The sequence below is a fragment of the Pseudomonas sp. Pseusp97 genome, assembly GCF_047304025.1.
In the GTDB taxonomy this organism is placed as follows: Bacteria; Pseudomonadota; Gammaproteobacteria; order Pseudomonadales; family Pseudomonadaceae; genus Pseudomonas.
In genome coordinates, this window is record NZ_JBGLYK010000050.1 from 1 (window position 1) to 22,187 (window position 22,187).

Sequence of the window (22,187 nt, forward strand, 5' to 3'; positions counted from 1 at the left end):
CTCGCGAACGAATTCACCGACAGCTCCGGCGTTGGGCGGTTCGCGAGCAAGCTCGCTCCTACAGGTTATGAAACTCAATGACGAACCGCGTCCACCCCTGCGCCGACTCGCAGCGAATCTCCCCGCCATGGGCGCGGACGATGGAGCGGCAGATCGCCAACCCCAGTCCGGCATGTTCGCCCTTGCCTTCGCGGCGCGCCGGGTCGGCGCGATAGAAGCGGTCGAACAGGCGCGGCAGGCGGTCGGCGGGAATCTCCCGGCCGGGGTTCTCCACACTCAGCCGGCCCGGCTCCAGGCGTACGCGAATCTGTCCGCCGTCCGGGGTGAAGCGCAGGGCGTTGTCCAGCAGGTTGGCCAGTACCCGGCGCAGCAGCGCGCGGTCGCCCTGCACCGACAGCTCGCCGTCGCGCTCCAGGCGGATGGACTTCTCCTCGGCCAGCGGCCCGTAGAACTCCAGCAACTCGTCCACCTCGCCAGACAGTTCGAGCGGCTGGCTGCTGGGCGTCAGCAGGCCGTGGTCGGCCTTGGCCAGGAACAGCATGTCGTTGACCATCGCCGTGAGCCGCTCCAGTTCCTCCAGGTTGCCGTGCAGTGCCTCGCGGTAGTCCTCCAGGCTGCGCGGGCGCGACAACACCACCTGGGTCTGGGTCAGCAGTCCGGTCAGCGGCGTGCGCAGCTCGTGGGCGATGTCGGCGGAGAAGGCCGACAGGCGTTGGAAGGCTTCTTCCAGACGCGCCAGCATGGCGTTCAGCTCGCCGGCCAGGCCGCGCAGTTCCTGCGGCATCTGCCCGGCGTCGAGGCGGGTGGTCAGCGAGTGCGCGCTGACCTGCGCCGCCACCTCGCTCATGCGCCGCAGCGGGCGCAGGCTGGCGCGCGCGGCCCAGGCGCCGAGCAGGGCAGTGGCGAGAGCGGACAGGCCCATGGTCATCCAGATCAGCCGCTGCATGCGCTGCAGGAAGTGCTGGTGGTGGGTGATGTCGAGGATCAGCGTCAGCTGCGCGCCGTCGCGCTGCCGGGCATCCAGCGGGGCTTGGAGTTCGCGGAAGGACTGCTCCTCGCCGTTGGCCATGTTCATCGCCGGGCGCTGTTCGAACCAGCTGGCGCCGTCCGCGCCCTGCAGGCGCAGGCCGAGGTCGGGGTGGCGCCGCAGTTCGCGGCGCAGCTCGGCGGTGTGCGGTGCCAGCTGGTCCGGGCCGCGAACATCGTTCAGCACGTCGCGGAAGATCGCCAGCTTGCCGGCCATCAACTGGTGGTCCAGCTCGATGAAGTGCGCCTCGCTGGCGCGGCTGAAGATGATCCCGGCCAGCAGCGACACGGCGGCGGTGCAGGCGGCGAACAGCAGGCTCAGGCGCAGGCCGAGGGACAGGCGCGCGCTCATGCTTCGCGCTCCTCCAGCACGTAGCCCATGCCGCGCACGGTGTGGATCAGGCGTTGCGGGAAGTCGTCGTCGACCTTGGCGCGCAGGCGGCGGATGGCGACTTCGATGACGTTGGTGTCGCTGTCGAAATTCATGTCCCACACCTGGGAGGCGATCAGCGACTTGGGCAGTACCTCGCCGCTGCGGCGCAGCAACAGTTCCAGCAGGGCGAATTCCTTGGCGGTCAGGTCGATGCGCTTGCCGGCGCGCTGCACGCGGCGGCGCAGCAGGTCCAGCTCCAGGTCGGCGAGCTGCAGGGTGGTTTCCTGAATCTGCTGGCCGCCACGACGCAGCAGTGTGCGTACGCGGGCCAGCAGTTCGACGAAGGCGAAGGGCTTGACCAGGTAATCGTCGGCGCCCAGTTCCAGGCCGCGCACGCGGTCTTCAACGGCATCGCGGGCGGTGAGGAACAGTACGGGCACAGCGCTGCCGGTCTGGCGCAGCGCCTGGAGGATCTGCCAGCCGTCGCGGCCGGGCAGCATCACATCGAGGATCAGCAGGTCGTGTTCGCCGGCCAGGGCCAGTTGCAGGCCTTCGTCGCCGTCGGCGGTCAGGTCGACGGCGAAGCCGGCCTCGCTCAGGCCCTGCTGCAAGTACTGGCCGATGCGTGGTTCGTCTTCGACGATGAGCAGTTTCATCCGGGTATCCATTGGCGCGCACGGCGCGCAGCTGTCATCAGGGTAACGGGGCGGCCAGCGAACTGACAGTGTCGGTCGTGCGGACTGGCGGCGTGTTCATTTTCCAGCGTCATCGAGGAGCCTGCCATGCACCTGATCATTTCCACGCTGTTTGCCGTGCTGTTCTTCCCCGCCACGCCAGCGCTGGCCGACGGAGGAGGGGACATCACCTTCCAGCGCATGCAGGAACAAGCCGCCACGGCGCGCCAAGCCTGCTGAATCCGATTCATCGTGCTGCCCCTTGCCCGCCCTTCGGCGGGCTTTTTTCGCCCTCCTTATACCCCGCGCCGGGCGCAGGAGCGCCAAGCTGACAGACTTGTAATCTTCTCGACAGCTAACCCTCAGCCGCCGACAGCGACCATGGCAACAGACCTTAAAGGAGAGTCGCCATGTCCCTGCGTCATCTGCTCCAAGCTTCCATCCTCGGCCTCGCCGCCGCTGTCAGCCTGCCGGTCCTGGCCGATGCCGGGCACGCCTACGACTTCGGCAAGCCGGCCAAGGCCGCCCAGGCCACCCGCACCGTGGAGATCAAGCTGGGCGAGATGTTCTTCGAGCCCGAAAGCATTGACGTCAAGCCGGGCGAGACCGTGCGCTTCGTCATCCACAACACGGGCAGTCTGCTGCACGAATTCAACCTGGGCAGCGCCGCCATGCACGCCGGCCACCAGAAGGAAATGCAGCAGATGATGGACTCCGGGATGCTCACCCCCACCGGCATGCAGCACGACATGAGCCAGATGGACCATTCGAAGATGGGCCATGGCGACCAGCCGATGGGCCAGGTGATGAAGCACGACGACCCCAACAGCGTGCTGGTGGAGCCGGGCAAGACCGCCGAGCTGACCTGGACCTTCAACAAGGCCACCAGCCTGGAGTTCGCCTGCAACATTCCGGGGCACTACCAGGCCGGCATGGTCGGCAAACTGACCGTCAAGCCCTGAGCGGGAGTGCCTCGATGATCCGCGCAAGGGAATGGGCCCTGGGGGCGCTGCTGCTGGCACCGTTGGCGGTGCAGGCGGGCGTGTATGACCTGACGATCGGCGAGGGCGATCTGAAGCTCTCCGATGGCGCCCGCAAGGCGCTCACCGTGAATGGCCGCACGCCCGCGCCGGAGCTGCGCTTCAAGGAGGGCGAGGATGTCGAGCTGCGGGTCACCAACACCCTCGACCGCGATACCTCGCTGCACTGGCACGGGCTGATCCTGCCCTACACCCAGGATGGCGTGCCGGGCATCAGCTTCCCCGGCATCAAGCCTGGCGAGACCTTCACCTACCGCTTCACTGTCAAGCAGTCCGGCACCTACTGGTACCACGCCCACAGCGACTTCCAGGAGATCGAGGGGCTCTACGGCCCGCTGGTGATCGAGCCAAAGGCGCGTGAGCCGTATCGCTACGACCGCGAGTACACCCTGCTGCTGGCCGACTGGCACGACACGAAACCTGAAACCGTGTTCGCCAACCTGAAGAAGCAGAGCGACTACTACAACCGCAACCAGCGCACGCTGGGCGATTTCATCGCCGACGCCAGCGCCAATGGCTTCATGGCGACCCTGCGCGACCGCCTGGACTGGGGCGGCATGCGCATGACGCCGACGGACATCGCCGATATCGCCGGCTTCCGCTTCCTGGTCAACGGCCAGGACAGCGAGCAGAACTGGACCGGCCTGTTCAAGCCCGGCGAGCGGGTGCGCCTGCGCATCATCAACGGCTCGGGCATGAGCTACTTCGACCTGCGCATTCCCGGCCTGAAGATGACCGTGGTGCAGGCCGACGGCAACGATGTGCAGCCGGTGACGGTGGACGAGCTGCGCATCGCCGTGGCTGAGACCTACGACGTGATAGTCCAGCCGCAGGAAGACCGCGCCTACACCTTCTTCGCCGAAGCCATGGACCGCAGCGGTTACGCCCGCGCCACCCTGACACCGCGCGCCGGGTTGCAGGCCGCGGTGCCGGCACTGCGCGAACGGCCGCTGCTGACCATGACTGACATGGGCATGAACCACGAGGGCATGGATCACAGTGGCATGGCGATGGCGGGGCAGCGCGGTGACTCGAAGCAGTCGGACATGGCCGGGATGGATCATTCGAATATGCAGGACATGGACCATTCGCAGATGGCGGGCATGGATCACTCGGCCATGGCGGCGCCGAAGTCCGACTACGCACCGGGCAGCGGGCTGACGCCGCAGCCGGCCGAGCCGGGCAACCGCCTGCTGGTCTATGCGGACCTCAAGGCCATGCGCCCCTACGCCGACTATCGCGCGCCGGACCGCACCATCGAGTTCCGCCTGACCGGCAACATGGAGCGCTACTTCTGGTCCATCGACGGCAAGAAGTACTCCGAGGCCGAGCCGATCCGCCTGACCTATGGCGAGCGGGTGCGCATCCGCTTCGTCAACGACACCATGATGACCCACCCCATGCACCTGCACGGCATGTGGATGCAGCTGGACAAGGGCAACGGCCGCTTCAACCCGCTCAAGCACGTGGTCAGCGTGGCGCCGGGCAGCACCCTGGACGTCGACGTGCCCGCCGACGCGCTGGGCGAATGGGCCTTCCACTGCCACCTGATCTACCACATGGCCGCCGGCATGATGCGCAAGGTCATAGTCGAGCCGGCTCCCGCCAGCGCCAGCCTCTGAGGAACCGCCATGAAACGCATAGCAACGGTGGCCTGCGCGGCGACCCTGGGCCTGGCCTTGCCCGCGCAAAGCGCCGAGATGGACGACATGCCCATGGGCTCGCTGCTGATCCAGCGCCTGGAAAGCCGCTTCCACGGCAACGACCAGGCGCTGGGCTGGGAAGCCCAGGGCTGGTACGGCACCGACTACCAGAAGCTGCGCCTGAAGCTGGAGGGCGAGCGCGATGCCGGCGGCCCCACCACCGACAACGAGGTGCAACTGCTTTACCAGCGCATGGTCGCGGACTTCTGGGACTGGCAGGTGGGCGTGCGCCACGACGACCAGCCTGGGCCGTCGCGCAGCTACGCGGCGCTGGGCATCCAGGGCCTGGCGCCGCAGTGGTTCGAGGTGGACGCCAATCTGTTCCTCAGCGAGCGCGGCGATCCGTCCCTGCGCGTGGAGACCGAGTACGAGCTGCTGCTGACCCAGCGGCTGATCCTCGAACCTTCGCTGGAATACAACCTGGCATTGGCCGATGACCGCGACATCGGCGTGGGCGCCGGCGGCAGCGAACTGGAGGCGGGTCTGCGCCTGCGCTACGAGCTGCGCCGGGAGTTTGCGCCGTACTTCGGCTACGTCTGGAGCAGGACATACGGCCGCAGCGGCGACATCGCCCGCGCCGAAGGCGAGGACGACGAGGAGGGTTATTGGGTCGCGGGCGTGCGGATGTGGTTCTGACGCCTCGGCTGCTCTTCGTAGGAGCGAGCTTGCTCGCGAAAGGAATTCCCGGCAGCTCCGGTGCCTGGGCGGTTCGCGAGCAAGCTCGCTCCTACAGGGTTCGCCGCTGGGCAATCAGCCCGTCCGCTGCCTGCTGAAAGGATCGGCGGATTTGTATACACTCGCCGCCTCGCGCCACCACCCGCATCGCCGATCCAGCAGGTCCTCCCCATGCAGCATCCCGCCGAACACTCGCCCCTGGGCAAATCCAGCGAATACGTCTCCACCTACGCGCCGGAGCTGCTGTTCCCGATCTCCCGCACCACCAAGTGGGCGGAGCTGGGCCTGACCGCGCAGACCCTGCCGTACCAGGGCGTGGACCTGTGGAACTGCTATGAACTGTCCTGGCTGACCGCCTCGGGCAAGCCGGTGGTGGCCATCGGCGAATTCGCGATTCCCGCGCAGTCGCCGAACATCATCGAGTCCAAGTCCTTCAAGCTCTACCTCAACTCGCTGAACCAGACCGCCTTCGACAACGCCGACGCCGTGCGCGCGGTGATGGAACGTGACCTGTCCGCAGCCGCCGGCGCGCCGGTAGGCGTGCGTGTGCGTGGTCTGGACGAGGTGGCGAGCGAGGGCGTTGCAATCATCGAAGGCACCTGCATCGACGACCTGGACGTCGCGGTGGAGAGCTACGATCACCCGCGTCCGGAACTGCTGCGCTGCGACGACACCCGGCGCGTCGAGGAGGTGCTCTACAGCCACCTGCTCAAATCCAACTGCCCGGTCACCGGCCAGCCGGACTGGGGCACCCTGGTCGTGGAATACGCCGGCCCCGCGCTGGACGCCGCGAGCCTGCTGGCCTATGTCGTTTCCTTCCGCCAGCACCAGGACTTCCACGAGCAGTGCGTCGAGCGCATCTACCTCGACCTGCAGCGCCTGCTGCAGCCGTCCCGCCTGACCGTCCATGCGCGCTACGTGCGTCGCGGCGGGCTGGACATCAACCCCTACCGCAGCAGCGAAGCCGTGCAGCCGGACAATCGCCGGCTGGTGCGCCAGTAAGCGTCGTAAAACGCAGACACGAAAAACCCGGCCTAGGCCGGGTTTTTCGTGTCCGGGAAAGCGAGTCCGGGATCAGATCCCCATGTTCGCCAGGCTCTGCACGATGGAGCGCAGCGTTCCAGCCAGCGTCGGATGGCTCGCCTCGAAGCGCTCCACGGCGAGGTTGACGTTGTCCATCAGGGTCTCGTCGGCCAGCGCCTCTTCATTGGCCAGCTGCAGCTCGATGTCCTTGATCAGGGCTTGCAGCGATTCGCGCTCTTCCACGTTCAGCGGCGGCTGGCGCTCCAGCTGGTCGCGCAGGGCCTGGAGTTCTTCCTGGAGGCGTTGTGTCGGCATGGTGGTGTCCTTCTGCGGTACGTACGCAAAGATGGACCTCGCCCGGCGGGGAAAAGGTCCATCGCCATGCCTTTGAGCTTAACCCGCCGCGCGCACCCTTGCCTGATGCCGATCAATTCGCAGCAGGCGTTCGAGCAGCGGGAAGAAGTGCTCCAGCTCCGGTGCGCGCATGGCCGGGTCCTTGCCCAGGTCATCCAGGCGGCGCAGGGTCAGGGCGTCCTGGGAGAAAGGCGCGTTGAGGAAAGCGCTGGCGCCGCGCTCGTCGAACGGGCCGCCCTGCAGCGCCAGGCTCTGCCGCGACGCCCAGGACAGGCCGGCGTGATAGGCCGGATCGATCGCGCAGAGATAACGCTTGGCGGCTACGTGCAGGCGGATCGGCTGCCAGACGGATTCGGGCAGCAGCTCTCGCAGCAGGTGGGCGCCAAACTCCTCGTGGCGCTGGTCCTGCTCATCGATCAGCTGCGGGTCTTCATAGAGATGGCCGATGTCGTGGAGCAGGGCGGCGATCACCAGGCTGTCGGAGCAACCGGCACGCTCGGCCAGGGTGGCGCACTGCAGCGCGTGTTCGGCCTGGCTGACGGCTTCGCCGTAAGGCTCGGCGCCGTGGCTGGCGAAGCGCTCGGCCAGCTCGTCGAGGAAGCGGTGGCGCTGTTGCCTCATGGTTTCTCTCCTTTCAGGCGGCGGCCGGCGATGTCCTGCAGGCAGGAATCCAGCTCGCCCAGGTGATCGATGACCGAGTGCACGCCGAGGCGGTACAGGCCCAGCGTGGCCTGCGCGCGCAGGCGGTCGCGGTCGAGGTTGCCGAGGGCATCCCAGTCGCCTGGCGCGTGGCCGCACAGGGGGCCGCTGGCGGCCAGGCCAATTGTCCACAGGCCGGCATTGAGACCCGCCTGGAGCAGGCGCGGCTGGCCGCTGACCAGTACGCAGCCGTCCAGGTGCGGGCTGTCCAGCTGCATCAGCGCCTGCCAGCAGCAGTCCGGCGCGGGCCAGGGGCGGCCGGCGATGTCCAGCCCGCTGGCCAGATGATCGTCGAGGGCGGTGGCGAGGTGCAGCGCGGTGGCGTTGGGCAGTTCATCGAGCCAGGCGCAGGGGACGCTGCGCTGGTTCAAAACCCGCAGCGCGTCGAGGGCGCCGGGAGTGGCCTCGGCGTGGGCCTGGGCAGCCTCGTCCAGGGCGGAGTGGAAGCGGCTGCGCTCCTGGGCTCCGGCGCTGCGCCCCAGCACGTGGTCGAGGGCGTTGTGCGGCGGCAGGGCGGCGGCTTCGAGCAGGCGCTCCGGTGGACAGTCGGGGCAGGTGCGTTGCAGGGCTACCGGCAGCGTCCTTGCGCCGAAGTCCACCAGGTCGCCCGACAGTCCGAACAGCAGGGTCGTGAAGCGCGGAAGGTCGGCGGTCGCAGGCATGGTGGGCTTTCTGATAATTGGTCTAGGCCAGCCTAGCGGGCCAATGTGACGGTCCGATGAAGTGCGCCGGCATGCCGTTATAATCGCCGCGCCTTTTTGCGGAAGACGCCCATGTCGGTCGAACCCATGCCCCACTACCTGCGCATCCGCGACCAGCTGGCGCAGGACATCGCCAACGCCTCCCTGAGCCAGCGCCTGCCCGCCGAGCGTGAGTTGGCCGAACGCTTCGGCTGTACCCGCGTGACCCTGCGCGAGGCGCTGCAGCAACTGGAGACCGAAGGCGTGCTGTACCGCGAGAACCGCCGCGGCTGGTTCGTCTCGCCGCCGCGCATTCGTTACAACCCGACCCGCACCACGGGTTTCATGGATTATGTGGCGGCCCAGGGGCGGGTGCCGCGTACCGAGGTGCTGACCGCAGAGCTGCGTGTCGCCGGGCCGGGGCTTGCGCGGCGCATGGGGCTGGACGAGGAGGCCGAGGTATTCCGCATCCTGCGCCGCCGTTGGGTCGACGAGCGGCCGGTGATGCTGGAGGAAATCACCCTGGACGCCAGCTGGTGTCCGGGGCTGCTCGATTTCGGGCTGGATACCTCGCTCACCCGCGTGCTGCGCGAGGAGCTGGGGCTGACCCTGGAACGTTCGGAGCTGACCCTGCATTCCACCGCCCTGGTGGATGCACGGGCGACGCCGCTGCAGCTGACGCCGGGCTCGCCGGGCCTCTATGTGGAGCGCGCGAGCTATGTCGGGGATGGCCGGCTGGTGGAGTGGGATCAGGAGTTCTGGCGCTCCGATGCGCTGGAAATTGTCATCGACGCACGGTATCCCGACTGAAGTGGCACTATGCTTTCAACTGGAAGCAAGCGAAACGGTCCGTGACGCCGAATCGAAATCCTGTGAGATCGAGCCGGGTCTGCAAAACCGTTGCGCCTCTATATAATCTGCCCGCATAGCGGGGCCGCCAAGGCTGGCCCGATTGTCATTCACTGGAGAATTCCCGATGCGCCCACTAGGCGTCCAATGGACCAAACGCTGCTGCAGCCTGATCGCCGCCGCCGGACTTGCCACGCTCCCGCTCCTGGCCCAGGCCGCCAGCGAAGACGACCCGTGGGAAAGCGTCAACCGCCCGATCTTCACCTTCAACGATACCCTGGACACCTACGCCCTCAAGCCGTTGGCCCAGGGTTACCAGTACGTGACCCCGAATGTCGTGCAGGACGGCGTGCACAACTTCTTCGGCAACATCGGTGACGTGAAGAACCTGGTCAACGACCTGCTGCAGCTGAAGTTCCACGATGCCGGCGTCGACACCAGCCGCCTGCTGTTCAACACCACCTTCGGCCTGGCCGGTTTCATCGACGTGGCCACCCACATGGGGCTGCGTCGCAACGACGAGGACTTCGGCCAGACCCTCGGCCATTACGGCGTTGGCAGCGGTCCCTACGTGATGCTGCCGCTGCTGGGCCCGAGCACCCTGCGAGATGCGCCGTCGCTGATCCCGGACTCCTACACCGGCCCGTACCCGTACATCGACAACGTGCCGGTGCGTAACAGCCTGCGCGCCGTCGATGTGGTCGATACCCGCGCCGATCTGCTCAAGTCCGAGAAGCTGATCAGCGGCGACAAGTACAACTTCATCCGCAACGCCTACCTGCAGAACCGCGAGTTCAAGGTCAAGGATGGCGAAGTCGAAGACGACTTCTGATCCTTCCGCGCGCAGATCCTTCCTCTCCTCCAGCCCGCGCCATTCGTGGCGCGGGCGGCGCCTGCTTGAACCCTTGAGCGGATGGGAGTAGTGTCTGCGCCTTGTCGCGACCGACCCGCGCCGCTGTTCCCTAGAATGAGCGCCAAACCACAACCCCGGCGCCGTTTGCCTGGATGACCCATGCACAAAGCCAGTGCCTCGCTGCTGATTATCGATGACGACGACGTCGTCCGCGAAAGCCTCGCCGCCTACCTGGAAGACAGCGGATTCAAGGTCACACAGGCCACCAACGGCCTGGAAGGCCTGAAAGTCTTCGAGCACCAACTCCCCGATCTGGTGATCTGCGATCTGCGCATGCCGCAGATGGACGGCCTCGAGCTGATCCGTCGCGTCAGCGAGATGGCGGTGGAAACCCCGGTGATCGTGCTCTCCGGCGCCGGCGTGATGAGCGATGCCGTCGAGGCCCTGCGCCTGGGCGCCGCCGACTACCTGATCAAGCCGCTGGAAGACCTCGCCGTCCTGGAGCACTCGGTACGCCGAGCCCTGGATCGCGCCTACCTGCGCTCGGAAAACCGCCGTTACCGCGAGAAGCTGGAAACCGCCAACCGCGAACTGCAGGCCAGCCTGAACCTGCTGCAGGAAGACCAGAACGCCGGTCGCCAGGTGCAGATGAACATGCTCCCGGAGACACCGTGGGAATCAGAGGGGCTGGTGTTCTCGCACCAGATCATCCCGTCGCTGTACCTCTCGGGTGACTTCGTCGACTACTTCCGCGTGGACGCCCGCCGCATCGGCTTCTACCTGGCCGACGTTTCCGGCCACGGCGCGTCTTCGGCCTTCGTCACCGTGCTGCTGAAGTTCATGACCACGCGGCTGCTGTACGAATCCAAGCGCAACGACAGGCTGCCGGAGTTCAAGCCGTCGGACGTCCTCGGCCACATCAACCGCGGATTGATCAACTGCAACCTGGGCAAGCACGTGACCATGCTCGGTGGCGTGATCGACCTGGAAACCGACCGTCTGACCTACAGCATCGGCGGTCACCTGCCATTGCCGGTGCTCTACGTCGACGGCGAAGCCCGCTACCTCGAAGGCCGTGGCCTGCCGGTGGGGCTGTTCGACGAAGCGACATACGAGGATCATGTCCTTGATCTTCCCAAGTCCTTCAGCCTTTCCTTGTTCTCGGACGGAATTCTCGACGTCCTTCCGGGATCTACGTTGAAGGAAAAGGAAACGGCCCTGCCCGAGCAGGTCGTCGCCGCCGGCGGAACCCTGGATGGCCTGCGCCAAGTCTTCGGACTGGCCAAGTTGTCCGAGATGCCGGATGATATTGCCTTGCTGGTGTTGAGCAGGAACCTTGCATGAGTACCGGTAAAATCCAGTTCGCCGAGCAGGATGGCTCGTTTGTCCTGAAGTTCGTGGGCGAAGTCCGACTGACCCTGTGTTCGGCGCTGGATGCCACCATTGAAAAAATCTTCGCCGCGTTGAATTTCTCGGCGATCATCATCGATCTCACGGAAACCCAGAGCATCGACAGCACCACGCTGGGCCTCCTGGCGAAGCTGTCCATTCTCTCGCGGCAGAAGGTCGGCCTGTTGCCCACGCTGGTCACCACCAACGCGGACATCACCCGGCTGCTGCAGTCGATGGGCTTCGACCAGGTGTTCAACATCGTCGATCGCCCGATTCCGTGCTCGGATTGCCTGACCGATCTGCCTCCCCAGGACCAGTCCGAAGAGGTGGTGCGCGGCAAGGTGCTCGAAGCCCACCGTATCCTGATGGGCCTGAACGAGACCAACCGCGAGGCCTTCCACGATCTGGTGAGCGCCCTCGAGCGCCACTGATTCGATGAGCCCAAATGCAAACCGGCGCCCTGGGGCGCCGGTTTGCATTCGCTCGTCCGCCGTTTTCAGCGGCCTGCGAGCAGCGCCTCGAGCTTCTCCTGGTCGCGGGCGAACAGGCGGATGCCTTCGGCCAGCTTCTCGGTGCCCATGGCGTCTTCGTTCATCTGCCAGCGGAATGCGCTCTCGTCCAGTACCTGGCGCGCTTCGCCGCCGCCCGGCTGCAGTGCGCGCGGCAGCTCGCCCTGGGCGTCGGCCAGCTGTTGCAGCAGGTCCGGGCTGATGGTCAGGCGGTCGCAACCGGCGAGTTGCTCGATTTGCCCGAGGTTGCGGAAGCTGGCGCCCATCACCACGGTTTCGTAGCCGTTGGCCTTGTAGTAGCGATAGATCCGCGAGACCGACTGCACGCCCGGATCTTCCGCGCCCACGTAGTCGCGGTTGTTGGCCTTCTTGTACCAGTCATAGATGCGCCCGACGAAGGGCGAGATCAGGAACACGCCGGCATCGGCGCAGGCAGCGGCCTGGGCGAAGGAGAACAGCAGGGTCAGGTTGGTCTGGATGCCTTCGCGCTCCAGTTGCTCGGCGGCGCGGATGCCTTCCCAGGTGGAGGCGATCTTGATCAGCACGCGGTCGCGGCCGATGCCCTGCTGGTCGTACAACTCGATCAGGCGGTGGGCGCGTTGCAGGGTGGCGTCGGTATCGAAGGACAGGCGGGCGTCCACTTCGGTGGAAATGCGCCCTGGAATGACGCCCAGGATGTCCTTGCCCACGGCAACGGCGAAGCGGTCGCAGGCCAGGCCCGCGTCACCCTGCGCGCCTTCGGTGGCGCGGGCCAGATGCTCGGTGTAGCGGGGAAGGGCGGCGGCCTTCAGCAGCAGTGACGGGTTGGTGGTGGCATCCACCGGCCTCAGGCGGGCAATGGCGTCGAAATCGCCGGTATCGGCGACAACCGTGGTGTATTGCTTGAGTTGTTCCAGCTTGGAGGTCATGGCGCGTCTTCCATAGAGAGTGCATCGACCTTACCCGAGGCCGATGCGCCACTCAACGGGACTCAATGACCGGCGAGAAGTTCTCCCGCCTGATCGAGCAGGCCCAGGGAATCCTTGGTCTTGTGAACGTCCACCGAGAGCAGCTGGCGGAAGCGTCGCGCCCCCGGGAATCCCTGGGCCAGGCCGAGCACGTGGCGGGTCACGTGGTGCATCGCGCCGCCCTCGGCGATGTGCCGCTCGATGTACGGGCGCATCCGCGCCAGGGCTTCGGCGCGGGTGATCGCCGGTTCCTGCGAGCCATACAGCGCGGCGTCGACCTGGGCCAGCAGGTAGGGGTTGTGGTACGCCTCGCGGCCGAGCATCACGCCGTCGAAAACCTGCAGGTGCTCGCGGCATTCCTCCAGGGTCTTGATGCCGCCGTTGAGGACGATTTCCAGCTCCGCGAAGTCGCGCTTGAGCTGCGCGGCAATGTCGTAGCGCAGCGGTGGGATTTCGCGGTTCTCCTTCGGTGACAGGCCCTCGAGGATGGCGATGCGTGCGTGCACGGTGAAGCTGCGACAGCCGGCGTCGCGCACCTGGCCGACGAAGTCGCAGAGCTCTTCGTAGCTGTCGCGGCCGTTGATGCCGATGCGGTGCTTGACCGTCACCGGGATCGATACGGCGTCACGCATGGCTTTCACGCAATCCGCCACCAGCGCCGGATGGCCCATCAGGCAGGCGCCGATCATGTTGTTCTGCACGCGGTCGCTGGGGCAGCCGACGTTGAGGTTCACTTCATCGTAGCCAGCCTGCTCGGCCAGCTTCGCCGCAGCCGCCAGGTCCGCCGGATTGCTGCCACCCAGTTGCAGCGCCAACGGGTGCTCGCACTCGTCGTGGCGCAGGAAGCGCGCGGCGTCGCCATGCAGAAGGGCGCCTGTGGTGACCATTTCCGTGTAGAGCAGGGCATGGCTGGAAAGTTGGCGCAGGAAAAATCTGCAGTGGCGGTCAGTCCAATCCATCATCGGCGCCACGGAGAAGCGGCGGGAGGGCTCGGGGCGCGGGGGCTGGTTGCTCATGGTGTCGTCAACTTGTAAGCGCAGCCCCCTAGAACGGGGATTCGGAGGCTGGCCGGAAAAAAGGGCCGACAGTTTACTCTTCGTCAAGGCAGGCTGCACCTCGGATGCCAATCGCCCGGCTGCATGTCGGCCAATTGTTTCAGCAGATTGCAGGCGCCGTGTATAGTGCCGCGTCACTCTGGTCGAGCCTCGCACGCGTCATGCAGATCCAACGAATTGCACAGGGATTGAAAGTAATAGGTACCGTCCTCGCCGGCATGCTGCTGGTGAGTCTGCTCCTGGGGCGATTCTGGTGGCCCACCGATTCGGGCAACTGGGAGAAGACTCTGCGGCTGATGACGGTCCTGGCTGTGCTGGCGGGGTCGGTGGCGCTGATTCGTGAGCGGGCGCGCTGGATGTCCGCGCTCTTCGTGTTGTTCGGCCTGTTCTGGCTCGGCTTGCTGGCGAATGCATTGGCGGCTGATTCCTCCAGTTCGGTGCGCCAGTTGCTGATGATCCTGCTGTTCAGCCTGGTGGTGATCGGGGCGGGCGGAGCGGATGGCCGATTCTGGCGCTTCGTGCTTGGGCTCGGTGCGATTGCCGGCGCCGGCTTCGCTGCGTTCTCGCTGCTGTACAAGGCGCATCTGGGGGAGTTTTCCTTCGCTTACCGGACCATGAACATCCATGATTCCGGCGTGCCGGGCGTGGCCGATTTCGGCATTACCATCGAAGCCGGGATGAACTATGCCTTCAGTTTCATCGTCGCGCTCTGGCTGGCCCTGCGCAGCCGCCGCTGGCCCCTGTTTTCCCTGTGGTCGCTGTGTGCGCTGCTGCAAGGCATCTATATCTATTTCACCTTTTCGCGAGCCGCCTGGATGGCTGCGCTGATCGGTGCTGTGGCGCTCGTACTGGTGGCTGCAGAAGGGCGGATGCGCAAGGCTGCTTTGGGCCTGCTCGGCCTGGGTGGGATCGTGGCGGCAATCGTTGGTTATCGGCAGCTGGCCTACGAGTTCGGCTCGCGCGGGCTGACCCATCGGGACGAGGTCTGGCGTGCGGTCATCGAGCGCGTCGGCGAGCACTGGTGGTTCGGTCACGGGGCGCACACTGAGCTGGGCAACGTGGCGCTGAGCACCGGGCAGGTGGTGCACAACCCCCACAGCCTCTATCTGGAGGTGCTGTATCAGTTCGGCGCGGTGGGGCTGGCGTCGCTGGTGGTGATGCTGCTGGCCAGCCTGTGGACGCTCTGGCGCAGTCGCGCGAGCATGGCGCCGCTATGGTTCTCGGTACTGGCGGCGTCGATGGTGGTGTTCATGGTGGAGATGCACTTCTTCGTCGCGGCGCCGAACGTCGTCTGGATGTGGCTGTGGCTACCGCTGGCCGGCGCTCTGGGGGCGGCATCCCGGCAATACGGGGCGCCCCGCAAGGCGCCGGTGTCTCCTGCCCTGGATGCCCAGGCCGCCTGATCAGGCGTGGCTGAACAGCCGGCGCCAGCCGCCGGCGCTGGCCTTGCTGCGGCGCGTATCGGCGGCGCGCTCGGCCGGCTCGAAGACCACGTTGAACAGCCGACGGTAGTGGCCTTCCGGGCAGCTCAACTTCTCCACGCCGTGCCACGCGTTCTCGGTGTTCTTGAACAGGAAACTGCGGTTATCGCGGATGTCGCAGCCGATCGCCTGCTCGAAGTCGTTCAGGTCGGGATTGTCCTGCTGCACTTTCTTGCCCTTCAGTACCAGGATCGAACCGCCCCATTCGGGCTGCCAGTCGGCCGAGGTATTGAAGTAGAAGATGTGAGTGCCGAGCTTGGTGTAGCTGTCGCGGTGCGGCGAGACCTCGGAGCCGGCGACGCCCACGTGCCAGGCGAAACGCACGACGAAATCCTCCACGCCGAGCATCCGCCTGGCGAACGCGGCGTATTCGGAGTTGCCCTGCAGTTCGAGCATGAACTGCTGCCAGACGACCGGCAGGTCGCTCAGTGCGACTACCCCTTCGCTGCCGGCTTTGCGGTCGTTGTAGATCGACTGCTCGTAGGCCAGGTAGTAGCGGTTGTGGGGGCGCTGTCCGTAGGCGCGCTCGATGCCGTTGTGCTTCTCGAACATGGCCAGGCTGGGGAAGTTGTCGTACAGGGCCTGGAAGGCTTGCGGTCGCAGGACGTCCTGGAAGGAAAACCAGGGGAAAGGTTGCTGGAGCGTGAAGTCTTCCGTGGCGAAATCGCGCAGCATGCGATCGTCGAGAAATAGCGACATGGGAGCGGCCTTGAGGGGAGGGTCCAGTGAGTTCCATCTGGGCGGAAAAATGGCATTCCGCCATACCTCGTATTGTAGTTGTTACAAACGATTTCGGTCCATATCCCGCCGCTCGGTTCAGGGGGCGAATGCTACGCTCCAGGGCACATTCCACAGGGGAGTCAGTCGATGAGGCTGCGATGGATACTGCTTTTTGCGCTGCTGGCGGGATGTTCTTCGCCGGCCAAACTCAAGGAGGAGGCGCCAGCGTTGCGGCTGGCGAGCGGCAAGTCGCCCTCGGTCTACATGACCTGCCTGTTGCCGAAGTGGCAGGCCATACGCCCTTCGGCAGCGGTAAAGGAAGTCCGTTTCGGCTACCGGCTGCTGGTGCCGGCTTCCTCGGGCGATACCGCCCAGGTGTTGCTGGAGACGACGGCGACGGACAAGGGTAGCGATGTGGTGCTCTATCGCCGTAGTCCGCCAAGTCCGGACGACGCCATCACCCTGGCGGCGCGCAGTTGCCTGTAGCGACTCAAGCAGCGTCTCGTCTACCACTAAGGAACGATAGCCGCCGGGTGCAGCAGGCGGCCTAATGGCTCTGACAAGAATAATCGGGCTCCCCGGCAGCGTGCCTGCGCTGCGCTGCGGTAGGGCCCGCCAGAAGAGAGCTGCTGCCATGGATATCGCGCGTCCGCGTATCGTCCTCATCCTTACCCTGCAGACCTGCGGCCTGGTGCTGCTGTTCATCGCCCAGGCGCTGGGCGGCTGGCCGCTGTCGCTGTGCCTGTTGCTGGCCGCGGGGCTGCTCTGGGGCCCGTGGTTCATCCGCGAGAAGGCAGCGCCGGCTGGCGCCTTGGCGGTGCTGCCGGATGTCGCCGAGCTGACCCGCGAGCTGTCCCAGGGCACCAGTCGCAATGCGCTGTCCGCCGCCGGGGTGTCCTTCTCGGTGCAGCGCCTGGTGGAAAAGCTGGAGTCCCAGGTGGTGGCCGCCGAGCAGATCGTGGGGAGCGCCGAGGTGATGATCCACACCGAGCGGGCCACTTCGAACCTCGCTCGCCAGGCGAAGGAGGCCGCGACCCTCGCCCGCGCCGGCAGTGATAGCGGGCGCAGCGAGTTGCAGGCCGCTATCGATTGCATGCGCCAGCTGAGCCAGCGCGCCAGCGCCAGCCGAGCCCTGATCGAGTCGCTGAATGCGCGCAGCGAGGACATCCAGCGCGTCACCCAGGTAATCCAGTCCATCGCCAGCCAGACCAACCTGCTGGCCCTCAACGCCGCCATCGAAGCGGCGCGGGCGGGCGAGCACGGCCGCGGTTTCGCCGTGGTGGCCGAGGAAGTCCGCGGGCTCGCCGGGCGCACCGCCGAGGCCACCGACGAGGTGGGGCAGATGATCGAGGATATCCAGCGCCAGACCGGCGAGGTGGTGGAGCAGATCCGCCAGCTCACCGACGACCTCGGCCTGGGCGTCAGCCAGGTGGAGAGCACCGGGCGCCAGCTGCAGGATATTGCCGGGCTGGCCGCCACCGTGGAAACCCAGATCACCGAGATCGCCGAGGGCGCGGAGATCAACCGCAACCAGCTGGACAGCCTGTTCGCCGCCGTCGAGCAGGTGCGCGGCGACCTGCGTGCCAGCGACGAGCAGACCCATCGCCTGGCCGATGCCGCGATGCAACTGGAAAGCCAGGCGGAAACCATCAGCGAGCGCCTGGCCGAGGTGGCGCTGGACGATTATCACCAACGGATCTATGACCTCGCCCGCGCCGGCGCCCAGGCCATCGGCGCAAAGTTCGAGGCGGACGTGGACAGCGGCCGGATCGGCTTCGACGACCTGTTCGACCGCGACTACCAACCCATGCCCGGAACCCGCCCGCAGAAGTTCCGTACACGCTTCGATCGCTACACGGACGAAGTGTTGCCGCGCATCCAGGAAGACCTGCTGCAGCGCCACGAAGGCCTGGTGTTCGCCATCGCCTGTACCGCCGAGGGATATGTGCCGACGCACAACCAGGCGTTCAGCCATCCGCCGAGCGGCGATCTGCAGGTGGACATGCTCAAGAGCCGCAGCAAGCGGCTGTTCAACGACCGCACCGGTGTGCGCTGCGGCAGCCACAACCAGCCGATGTTGCTGCAGACCTACTGCCGCGATACCGGCGAGCTTATGCACGACCTGTCGGTGCCGATCTACGTGCGCGGCCGCCAGTGGGGTGGCCTGCGCCTGGGCTACCGTCCGGAAGCCTGACGCCGAGAAGAATTCCCTGTAGGAGCGAGCTTGCTCGCGAACGGAATCCGAGCCATGCCGGGCTGACGTCAGCCATCTCATTCGCGAGCAAGCTCGCTCCTGCAAAGAGAAAGTGCTGCAGTAATAAAAAAAGCCGCGAAGGAGTTGGACGCGGCTGGGTGCGGGCGTCCGGGAGACGCCCGCGAAAGGGACTCAGTGATGCCCGCAGAGGGCGTCGCGGCCATGCTCGCCGAGGATGTTGAAGAGGATGTTCAGCACCACGGCCCAGATCGCGGTCATCGCGATGCCGCTGTGGGTGATCGGCTCCATCCACTGGGGCAGGGCGGCGAAGAAGTCCGGGCGCACCACCGGCACCATTCCCATGCCAATGCTCACCGCCACCAGCAACTGGTTGCGGCGGTCGACTATATCCGCCTCGTGGAGGATGCGGATGCCGCTGGCGGCGACCATGCCGAACATGGCGATACCGGCGCCGCCCAGTACTGCCGGCGGAATCGAGGCGACCAGGAAGGCGGCCTTGGGCAGCAGCGACAGGGCGATCAGGAACAGCGCGGCGGCGGCGGTGACATAGCGGCTGCGCACGCCGGTCATCTGCACCAGGCCGATGTTCTGGGCGAACGAGGAATGGGTGAAGGTGTTCATGAAACCGGCGACGAACGAGGCGCTGGCGTCGCACAGCAGGCCACGGCGCAGGCGGTTGGGGCAGATCTCGGTCTCGGTGATCTTGCCCAGGGCGAGGAACATGCCGGTGGATTCGACGAAGATGATCACCACCACCAGGCACATGGACAGCACCGGCGCGAGATGGAACTCCGGTGCGCCGAAGTGCAGCGGGGTGACCACGTCGAACCACGGGCGCTGCTCGATGCCGTCCAGGCTGACCATGCCCATGCTGGCGCCGATGATGTAGCCCAGCAGCATGCCGATCAGTACCGAGACGTTGACCCAGAAGCCCTTCAGGAAGCGGTTGATCAGCAGGATCACTGCCAGCACGAAGGACGACAGGGCGAGGTATTCGATGGCGCCGAAATTGGCTGCCGCCTTGCCGCCACCGGCCCAGTTGATCGCCACCGGGAACAGGCACATGCCGATGGAGGTGATCACGGTGCCGGTCACCAGCGGCGGGAAGAAGCGCACGATGCGGCTCATGAACGGCGCGATGAGCATGCCGAAGAAGCCGGCGGCGATGGTGGCGCCGAAGATGCCGGTCATGCCCACGCCGGGCATCCCGGCCATGGCCACCATGCTGCCGACGGCGGCGAAACTGGCGCCCATCATCACCGGCATGCGGATGCCCACCGGGCCGATGCCCAGCGATTGCACGAGCGTGGCGATGCCGGCGACCAGCAGGTCGGCATTGATCAGGAAGGCGATTTCTTCGCGGGAGAGACCGGCGGCCTGGCCGACGATCAGCGGGACGGCGACGGCGCCGCCATACATCAGGAGAACGTGCTGGAAACCGACCAGCAGCAGCTGCAGCAAGGGCAAACGCTGGTCGACGGGCGAGCCGGTATGGGAGCGCTCAGTTACCACGGACATGCAACACCTCGGTTTTTATTGTTGTCAGTCGCTGGTTGCCGGACGGGCACGACAACCGGGAAGTACTGGCCGATCTCACCCCCGGGGCCGAGCGGGTGAAGCGGTGCGGGACTTTATAAACGCGATGTGTATTACGTTCAATCGATTTTTGTATACAACTCGCCGGTCACGTTTTGTCTTCATGGTGCTGCAGGGCTCTGCGCCGCGTGTTTTCTGGCTTTGCTGATTCTGTAGCCATTGGTCGAGTGGACTACATTTTTTGTTTCAGCGCCTGCCTTTCGTAGGAGCGAGCTTACTTGCGAACCGGGCCACGCCCGATCGATCCGGCGCACGCTGAGGGTTTGTTCGCGAGCAAGCTCGCTCCTACCGATCCGGTATCGCACGGGCATAAAAAAACCGCACCCGAAGGTGCGGTTTTCCTGGCCGTGCCGCAGGCTCAATTAACCTGGGCGCCCCTGGCGATCCAGTCGCCGACGAGCTTGCGCTCTTCCGGGGTCATCTGGGTGATGTTGCCCAGCGGCATCACCTGCGAGGCCACGGCCTGCGCCTGGATGCGCGGGGCGAGTTGCTGGATCTGCTGCGGGGTATCGAACATCACGCCGGCGGGAGCGGTGCTGAACATGTTGCTGGTCGGCTTGGCCGAGTGGCACACGGCGCAGCGTTCCTGGATGACGTGATGGACCTTGTCGAAGCCTTCGGTCGAGCCTGCGCTGGATGCCTGGGCTGGAGCGGCCTGGGCCTGCTGGGCGGCGGCAGCCTTGGCGGCTTCCTCGTCCTTGGCGCGTTCGGCCGGGGTCTTGCCGCCGACGGCGGTTTCCGGCAGCGGCTGGTACTCGACCTTCGCCGGCTGGACGCTGGCAGTGGTATCGCTGCTGGGGAAGTTCGGCCCGGTGACGAAGGCCAGGGCGATCATGCCGACGGCGCCGGCGGGCAGGGCCCAGGCCATGCCGTTGCCTTCGTGGCGGGTGTTGAAGTAGTGACGCACGATCACCGCCAGCGCCGCGATGCAGGTCAGGATCAGCCAGTTGTAGTGGCTGCCGTAGGTGCTCGGGAAGTGGTTGCTGATCATGATGAACAGCACCGGCAGGGTGAAGTAGTTGTTGTGGCGCGAACGCAGCAGGCCCTTGGCCGGCAGTACCGGATCGGGCTCGCGGCCTTCCTCGATGGCCTTAACCAGTGCGCGCTGGGCCGGCATGATCACGCGGAACACGTTGCCCACCATGATGGTGCCGATGATGGCGCCCACGTGCAGGTATGCGCCGCGACCGCTGAATACCTGGCTGAGCAGGTAGGCGGCGAGCACCAGCAGGCCGAACAGGATGGCGCCGAGCAGGGCGGGTTTCTTGCCCAGCGGCGAGTCGCACAGGGTGCTGTAGACGAACCAGCCGGCGATCAGCGAGCCGATGCCGATGGCGATGGCGGCGGCCGGCGCCAGGTCGCTGCCCGGGGCGATCAGGTACAGGGTCGGGTTCAGGTAGAACACGATGGTCAGCAGGCAGACACCCGACAGCCAGGTGGAGTAGGCCTCCCATTTGAACCAGTGCAGGTTGTCCGGCATTTTCGGCGGGGCGAGCTTGTACTTCTCCAGGTGGTAGATGCCGCCACCATGGATCGCCCAGAGATCACCGGAAAGCCCCTCGCGCGGGTTGGCGCGGTTGAGGTTGTTTTCCAGCCAGACGAAGTAGAACGAGGCGCCGATCCACGCGATACCCACGATCATGTGGATCCAGCGGACCAGCAGGTTCAGCCATTCGATGAGATGTGCTTCCACAGTTTTTTACCTCTTGCCCGGAAACCGCCGTCGCGGAGTGCGGGCCTCTCTTATTAGTTTGCTTGGGGGTCGAGGAGGAGCTGTTCGTCCTCGGTGAAGAAATGCTCGTCGCAGTTGTTGCCAGAACCGCTGCGATCGACCACCAGGAAGTCATCCCGCTTTTCGATCGTCAGCACCGGGTGGTGCCAGACGCCGCGGTGGTAATTGACGCCCTGCTTGCCGTTGGACAGGAAAGCGCGGACGAGGCCCGATACAGGTACATCGCCAAGTGGCGCGACCACGATCAGAAAGGGGTTGCCGAGCAGCGGAATGAACGCCTGGCTGCCCTGCGGGTGACGTTCCAGCATGCGGATGCGCAAGGGCATCTCCAGGGACTCGGCGCTGAAGATGCTGATGATCGCCTTGTCATCGGGCTGCGCCGTTTCGACGGTGGCGAGCTTGTGATAACGACGGGTGGAACCGTTGTTGATCATGAAGAAATCGCTACCTTCGGTTTCGATGACATCACCGAACGGTGCGAAGGCTTCCTTGGTCAACGGCTCGATCTTCAGGGTACGCATGGCTGGTCTTCTTATATCGTTGTTCGCATGGGGCCCTTCGCCTCGAATGCATCGCAGGGAAGGGGGTGAA

Annotated in this window: 23 protein-coding genes; 12 read left to right on the forward strand and 11 right to left on the reverse strand. The window is 65.7% G+C overall.

Annotated features, from left to right (window positions below; all coding sequences use genetic code 11):
- Positions 1 to 58 precede the first annotated feature (58 nt).
- Both ACCC94_RS11460 and ACCC94_RS11465 read right to left on the reverse strand, forming a co-directional pair.
- Entirely contained in the window at positions 59 to 1,378 is a 1,320-nt protein-coding gene (locus tag ACCC94_RS11460; protein ID WP_413349583.1) for a heavy metal sensor histidine kinase, read from the reverse strand.
- Positions 1,375 to 2,055, reverse strand: coding sequence for a heavy metal response regulator transcription factor (locus tag ACCC94_RS11465; RefSeq protein ID WP_081518606.1), 681 nt, complete (start codon positions 2,053 to 2,055; stop codon positions 1,375 to 1,377). Before ACCC94_RS11465 ends, ACCC94_RS11460 begins: the two co-directional genes overlap by 4 nt.
- 126 nt (positions 2,056 to 2,181) lie before the next feature.
- Here ACCC94_RS11465 and ACCC94_RS11470 point away from each other — a divergent pair, with 126 nt between their 5' ends.
- The 5 genes from ACCC94_RS11470 to queF all read left to right on the forward strand — a co-directional run bounded on the left by ACCC94_RS11470 (position 2,182) and on the right by queF (position 6,493).
- Positions 2,182 to 2,313: a co-regulatory protein PtrA N-terminal domain-containing protein gene (locus ACCC94_RS11470; protein ID WP_413349584.1), complete on the forward strand. Its 132-nt coding sequence runs from the start codon at positions 2,182 to 2,184 to the stop codon at positions 2,311 to 2,313.
- 170 nt (positions 2,314 to 2,483) lie between these two features.
- Positions 2,484 to 3,035: a plastocyanin/azurin family copper-binding protein gene (locus tag ACCC94_RS11475; protein ID WP_413349585.1), complete on the forward strand. Its 552-nt coding sequence runs from the start codon at positions 2,484 to 2,486 to the stop codon at positions 3,033 to 3,035.
- Positions 3,036 to 3,049: 14 nt separating this feature from the next.
- Positions 3,050 to 4,735: a copper resistance system multicopper oxidase gene (locus tag ACCC94_RS11480; RefSeq protein ID WP_413349586.1), complete on the forward strand. Its 1,686-nt coding sequence runs from the start codon at positions 3,050 to 3,052 to the stop codon at positions 4,733 to 4,735.
- Positions 4,736 to 4,744: 9 nt separating this feature from the next.
- The gene (locus ACCC94_RS11485; protein WP_413349587.1) at positions 4,745 to 5,452 is read left to right on the forward strand and encodes a copper resistance protein B; all 708 of its coding nucleotides are present in this window, start codon (positions 4,745 to 4,747) and stop codon (positions 5,450 to 5,452) included.
- Between the two features lie 210 nt (positions 5,453 to 5,662).
- Positions 5,663 to 6,493 (forward strand): NADPH-dependent 7-cyano-7-deazaguanine reductase QueF, encoded by an 831-nt coding sequence (gene queF, locus ACCC94_RS11490; RefSeq protein WP_413349588.1) that lies wholly within the window; start codon positions 5,663 to 5,665, stop codon positions 6,491 to 6,493.
- A gap of 72 nt (positions 6,494 to 6,565) precedes the next feature.
- On the opposite strand, the gene ACCC94_RS11495 is transcribed toward queF, so the two are convergent.
- From ACCC94_RS11495 to ACCC94_RS11505, 3 genes are all read right to left on the reverse strand, one after another.
- Entirely contained in the window at positions 6,566 to 6,829 is a 264-nt protein-coding gene (locus ACCC94_RS11495) for a DUF4404 family protein (protein WP_413349589.1), read from the reverse strand.
- Positions 6,830 to 6,907: 78 nt separating this feature from the next.
- Positions 6,908 to 7,489, reverse strand: a complete 582-nt coding sequence (locus tag ACCC94_RS11500) for a phosphonate degradation HD-domain oxygenase (RefSeq protein WP_413349590.1) — start codon at positions 7,487 to 7,489, stop codon at positions 6,908 to 6,910.
- Positions 7,486 to 8,229 (reverse strand): HAD family phosphatase, encoded by a 744-nt coding sequence (locus tag ACCC94_RS11505; protein WP_413349591.1) that lies wholly within the window; start codon positions 8,227 to 8,229, stop codon positions 7,486 to 7,488. The genes ACCC94_RS11500 and ACCC94_RS11505 overlap by 4 nt, the downstream gene beginning before the upstream one ends.
- A 111-nt stretch (positions 8,230 to 8,340) precedes the next feature.
- Between ACCC94_RS11505 and ACCC94_RS11510 the strand changes: the two genes are divergently transcribed.
- The 4 genes from ACCC94_RS11510 (at position 8,341) to rssC (ending at position 11,772) form a co-directional block, all read left to right on the forward strand.
- On the forward strand, positions 8,341 to 9,057 hold the full coding sequence (locus ACCC94_RS11510; RefSeq protein ID WP_413349592.1) for a UTRA domain-containing protein: 717 nt from the start codon (positions 8,341 to 8,343) through the stop codon (positions 9,055 to 9,057).
- Positions 9,058 to 9,223: 166 nt separating this feature from the next.
- Complete coding sequence (locus tag ACCC94_RS11515) at positions 9,224 to 9,928, forward strand: VacJ family lipoprotein (RefSeq protein ID WP_413349593.1); 705 nt, start codon at positions 9,224 to 9,226, stop codon at positions 9,926 to 9,928.
- A 180-nt stretch (positions 9,929 to 10,108) separates the two neighbouring features.
- Entirely contained in the window at positions 10,109 to 11,293 is a 1,185-nt protein-coding gene (rssB, locus tag ACCC94_RS11520; RefSeq protein WP_413349594.1) for a two-component system response regulator RssB, read from the forward strand.
- Complete coding sequence (gene rssC / locus ACCC94_RS11525) at positions 11,290 to 11,772, forward strand: anti-sigma factor antagonist RssC (RefSeq protein ID WP_017517513.1); 483 nt, start codon at positions 11,290 to 11,292, stop codon at positions 11,770 to 11,772. The genes rssB and rssC overlap by 4 nt, the downstream gene beginning before the upstream one ends.
- A 65-nt stretch (positions 11,773 to 11,837) precedes the next feature.
- On the opposite strand, the gene tal is transcribed toward rssC, so the two are convergent.
- Entirely contained in the window at positions 11,838 to 12,758 is a 921-nt protein-coding gene (gene tal, locus ACCC94_RS11530; protein ID WP_413349595.1) for a transaldolase, read from the reverse strand.
- A 62-nt stretch (positions 12,759 to 12,820) separates the two neighbouring features.
- On the reverse strand, positions 12,821 to 13,813 hold the full coding sequence (dusA, locus tag ACCC94_RS11535; RefSeq protein WP_413349596.1) for a tRNA dihydrouridine(20/20a) synthase DusA: 993 nt from the start codon (positions 13,811 to 13,813) through the stop codon (positions 12,821 to 12,823).
- Positions 13,814 to 13,917: 104 nt separating this feature from the next.
- On the opposite strand from dusA, the gene ACCC94_RS11540 reads away from it, so the two are divergent.
- Positions 13,918 to 15,255 carry an O-antigen ligase family protein gene (locus ACCC94_RS11540; RefSeq protein ID WP_413349597.1) on the forward strand — a complete coding sequence of 446 codons (1,338 nt, stop codon included), beginning with the start codon at positions 13,918 to 13,920 and terminating at the stop codon, positions 15,253 to 15,255.
- Here ACCC94_RS11540 and ACCC94_RS11545 read toward each other — a convergent pair whose 3' ends face one another.
- A complete protein-coding gene (locus ACCC94_RS11545; protein ID WP_413349598.1) occupies positions 15,256 to 16,032 on the reverse strand; it encodes a 2OG-Fe(II) oxygenase in 777 nt (258 codons plus the stop codon).
- Positions 16,033 to 16,200: 168 nt separating this feature from the next.
- Here ACCC94_RS11545 and ACCC94_RS11550 point away from each other — a divergent pair, with 168 nt between their 5' ends.
- The gene (locus tag ACCC94_RS11550) at positions 16,201 to 16,539 is read left to right on the forward strand and encodes a hypothetical protein (protein ID WP_413349599.1); all 339 of its coding nucleotides are present in this window, start codon (positions 16,201 to 16,203) and stop codon (positions 16,537 to 16,539) included.
- Between the two features lie 490 nt (positions 16,540 to 17,029).
- Positions 17,030 to 18,247, forward strand: coding sequence for a methyl-accepting chemotaxis protein (locus ACCC94_RS11555; RefSeq protein WP_413349607.1), 1,218 nt, complete (start codon positions 17,030 to 17,032; stop codon positions 18,245 to 18,247).
- A gap of 192 nt (positions 18,248 to 18,439) precedes the next feature.
- Here the strand turns inward: ACCC94_RS11555 and ACCC94_RS11560 are convergent, their stop codons facing one another.
- From ACCC94_RS11560 to ACCC94_RS11570, 3 genes are all read right to left on the reverse strand, one after another.
- Positions 18,440 to 19,786: a nucleobase:cation symporter-2 family protein gene (locus ACCC94_RS11560; protein ID WP_413349600.1), complete on the reverse strand. Its 1,347-nt coding sequence runs from the start codon at positions 19,784 to 19,786 to the stop codon at positions 18,440 to 18,442.
- Positions 19,787 to 20,222: 436 nt separating this feature from the next.
- Positions 20,223 to 21,557 carry a urate hydroxylase PuuD gene (locus ACCC94_RS11565; protein ID WP_413349601.1) on the reverse strand — a complete coding sequence of 445 codons (1,335 nt, stop codon included), beginning with the start codon at positions 21,555 to 21,557 and terminating at the stop codon, positions 20,223 to 20,225.
- Positions 21,558 to 21,610: 53 nt separating this feature from the next.
- Entirely contained in the window at positions 21,611 to 22,117 is a 507-nt protein-coding gene (locus ACCC94_RS11570) for an ureidoglycolate lyase (RefSeq protein WP_045209032.1), read from the reverse strand.
- Between the last annotated feature and the right edge of the window lie 70 nt (positions 22,118 to 22,187).

What these genes read in the sequence shown, in the direction of transcription:
- ACCC94_RS11460 (WP_413349583.1), bottom strand. Translation starts at nt 1,378, where the DNA reads ATGAGCGCGCGCCTGTCCCTCGGCCTGCGCCTGAGCCTGCTGTTCGCC.
- ACCC94_RS11465 (WP_081518606.1), bottom strand. Translation starts at nt 2,055, where the DNA reads ATGAAACTGCTCATCGTCGAAGACGAACCACGCATCGGCCAGTACTTG.
- ACCC94_RS11470 (WP_413349584.1), top strand. Translation starts at nt 2,182, where the DNA reads ATGCACCTGATCATTTCCACGCTGTTTGCCGTGCTGTTCTTCCCCGCC.
- ACCC94_RS11475 (WP_413349585.1), top strand. Translation starts at nt 2,484, where the DNA reads ATGTCCCTGCGTCATCTGCTCCAAGCTTCCATCCTCGGCCTCGCCGCC.
- ACCC94_RS11480 (WP_413349586.1), top strand. Translation starts at nt 3,050, where the DNA reads ATGATCCGCGCAAGGGAATGGGCCCTGGGGGCGCTGCTGCTGGCACCG.
- ACCC94_RS11485 (WP_413349587.1), top strand. Translation starts at nt 4,745, where the DNA reads ATGAAACGCATAGCAACGGTGGCCTGCGCGGCGACCCTGGGCCTGGCC.
- queF (WP_413349588.1), top strand. Translation starts at nt 5,663, where the DNA reads ATGCAGCATCCCGCCGAACACTCGCCCCTGGGCAAATCCAGCGAATAC.
- ACCC94_RS11495 (WP_413349589.1), bottom strand. Translation starts at nt 6,829, where the DNA reads ATGCCGACACAACGCCTCCAGGAAGAACTCCAGGCCCTGCGCGACCAG.
- ACCC94_RS11500 (WP_413349590.1), bottom strand. Translation starts at nt 7,489, where the DNA reads ATGAGGCAACAGCGCCACCGCTTCCTCGACGAGCTGGCCGAGCGCTTC.
- ACCC94_RS11505 (WP_413349591.1), bottom strand. Translation starts at nt 8,229, where the DNA reads ATGCCTGCGACCGCCGACCTTCCGCGCTTCACGACCCTGCTGTTCGGA.
- ACCC94_RS11510 (WP_413349592.1), top strand. Translation starts at nt 8,341, where the DNA reads ATGTCGGTCGAACCCATGCCCCACTACCTGCGCATCCGCGACCAGCTG.
- ACCC94_RS11515 (WP_413349593.1), top strand. Translation starts at nt 9,224, where the DNA reads ATGCGCCCACTAGGCGTCCAATGGACCAAACGCTGCTGCAGCCTGATC.
- rssB (WP_413349594.1), top strand. Translation starts at nt 10,109, where the DNA reads ATGCACAAAGCCAGTGCCTCGCTGCTGATTATCGATGACGACGACGTC.
- rssC (WP_017517513.1), top strand. Translation starts at nt 11,290, where the DNA reads ATGAGTACCGGTAAAATCCAGTTCGCCGAGCAGGATGGCTCGTTTGTC.
- tal (WP_413349595.1), bottom strand. Translation starts at nt 12,758, where the DNA reads ATGACCTCCAAGCTGGAACAACTCAAGCAATACACCACGGTTGTCGCC.
- dusA (WP_413349596.1), bottom strand. Translation starts at nt 13,813, where the DNA reads ATGAGCAACCAGCCCCCGCGCCCCGAGCCCTCCCGCCGCTTCTCCGTG.
- ACCC94_RS11540 (WP_413349597.1), top strand. Translation starts at nt 13,918, where the DNA reads ATGCCAATCGCCCGGCTGCATGTCGGCCAATTGTTTCAGCAGATTGCA.
- ACCC94_RS11545 (WP_413349598.1), bottom strand. Translation starts at nt 16,032, where the DNA reads ATGTCGCTATTTCTCGACGATCGCATGCTGCGCGATTTCGCCACGGAA.
- ACCC94_RS11550 (WP_413349599.1), top strand. Translation starts at nt 16,201, where the DNA reads ATGAGGCTGCGATGGATACTGCTTTTTGCGCTGCTGGCGGGATGTTCT.
- ACCC94_RS11555 (WP_413349607.1), top strand. Translation starts at nt 17,030, where the DNA reads ATGATCCACACCGAGCGGGCCACTTCGAACCTCGCTCGCCAGGCGAAG.
- ACCC94_RS11560 (WP_413349600.1), bottom strand. Translation starts at nt 19,786, where the DNA reads ATGTCCGTGGTAACTGAGCGCTCCCATACCGGCTCGCCCGTCGACCAG.
- ACCC94_RS11570 (WP_045209032.1), bottom strand. Translation starts at nt 22,117, where the DNA reads ATGCGTACCCTGAAGATCGAGCCGTTGACCAAGGAAGCCTTCGCACCG.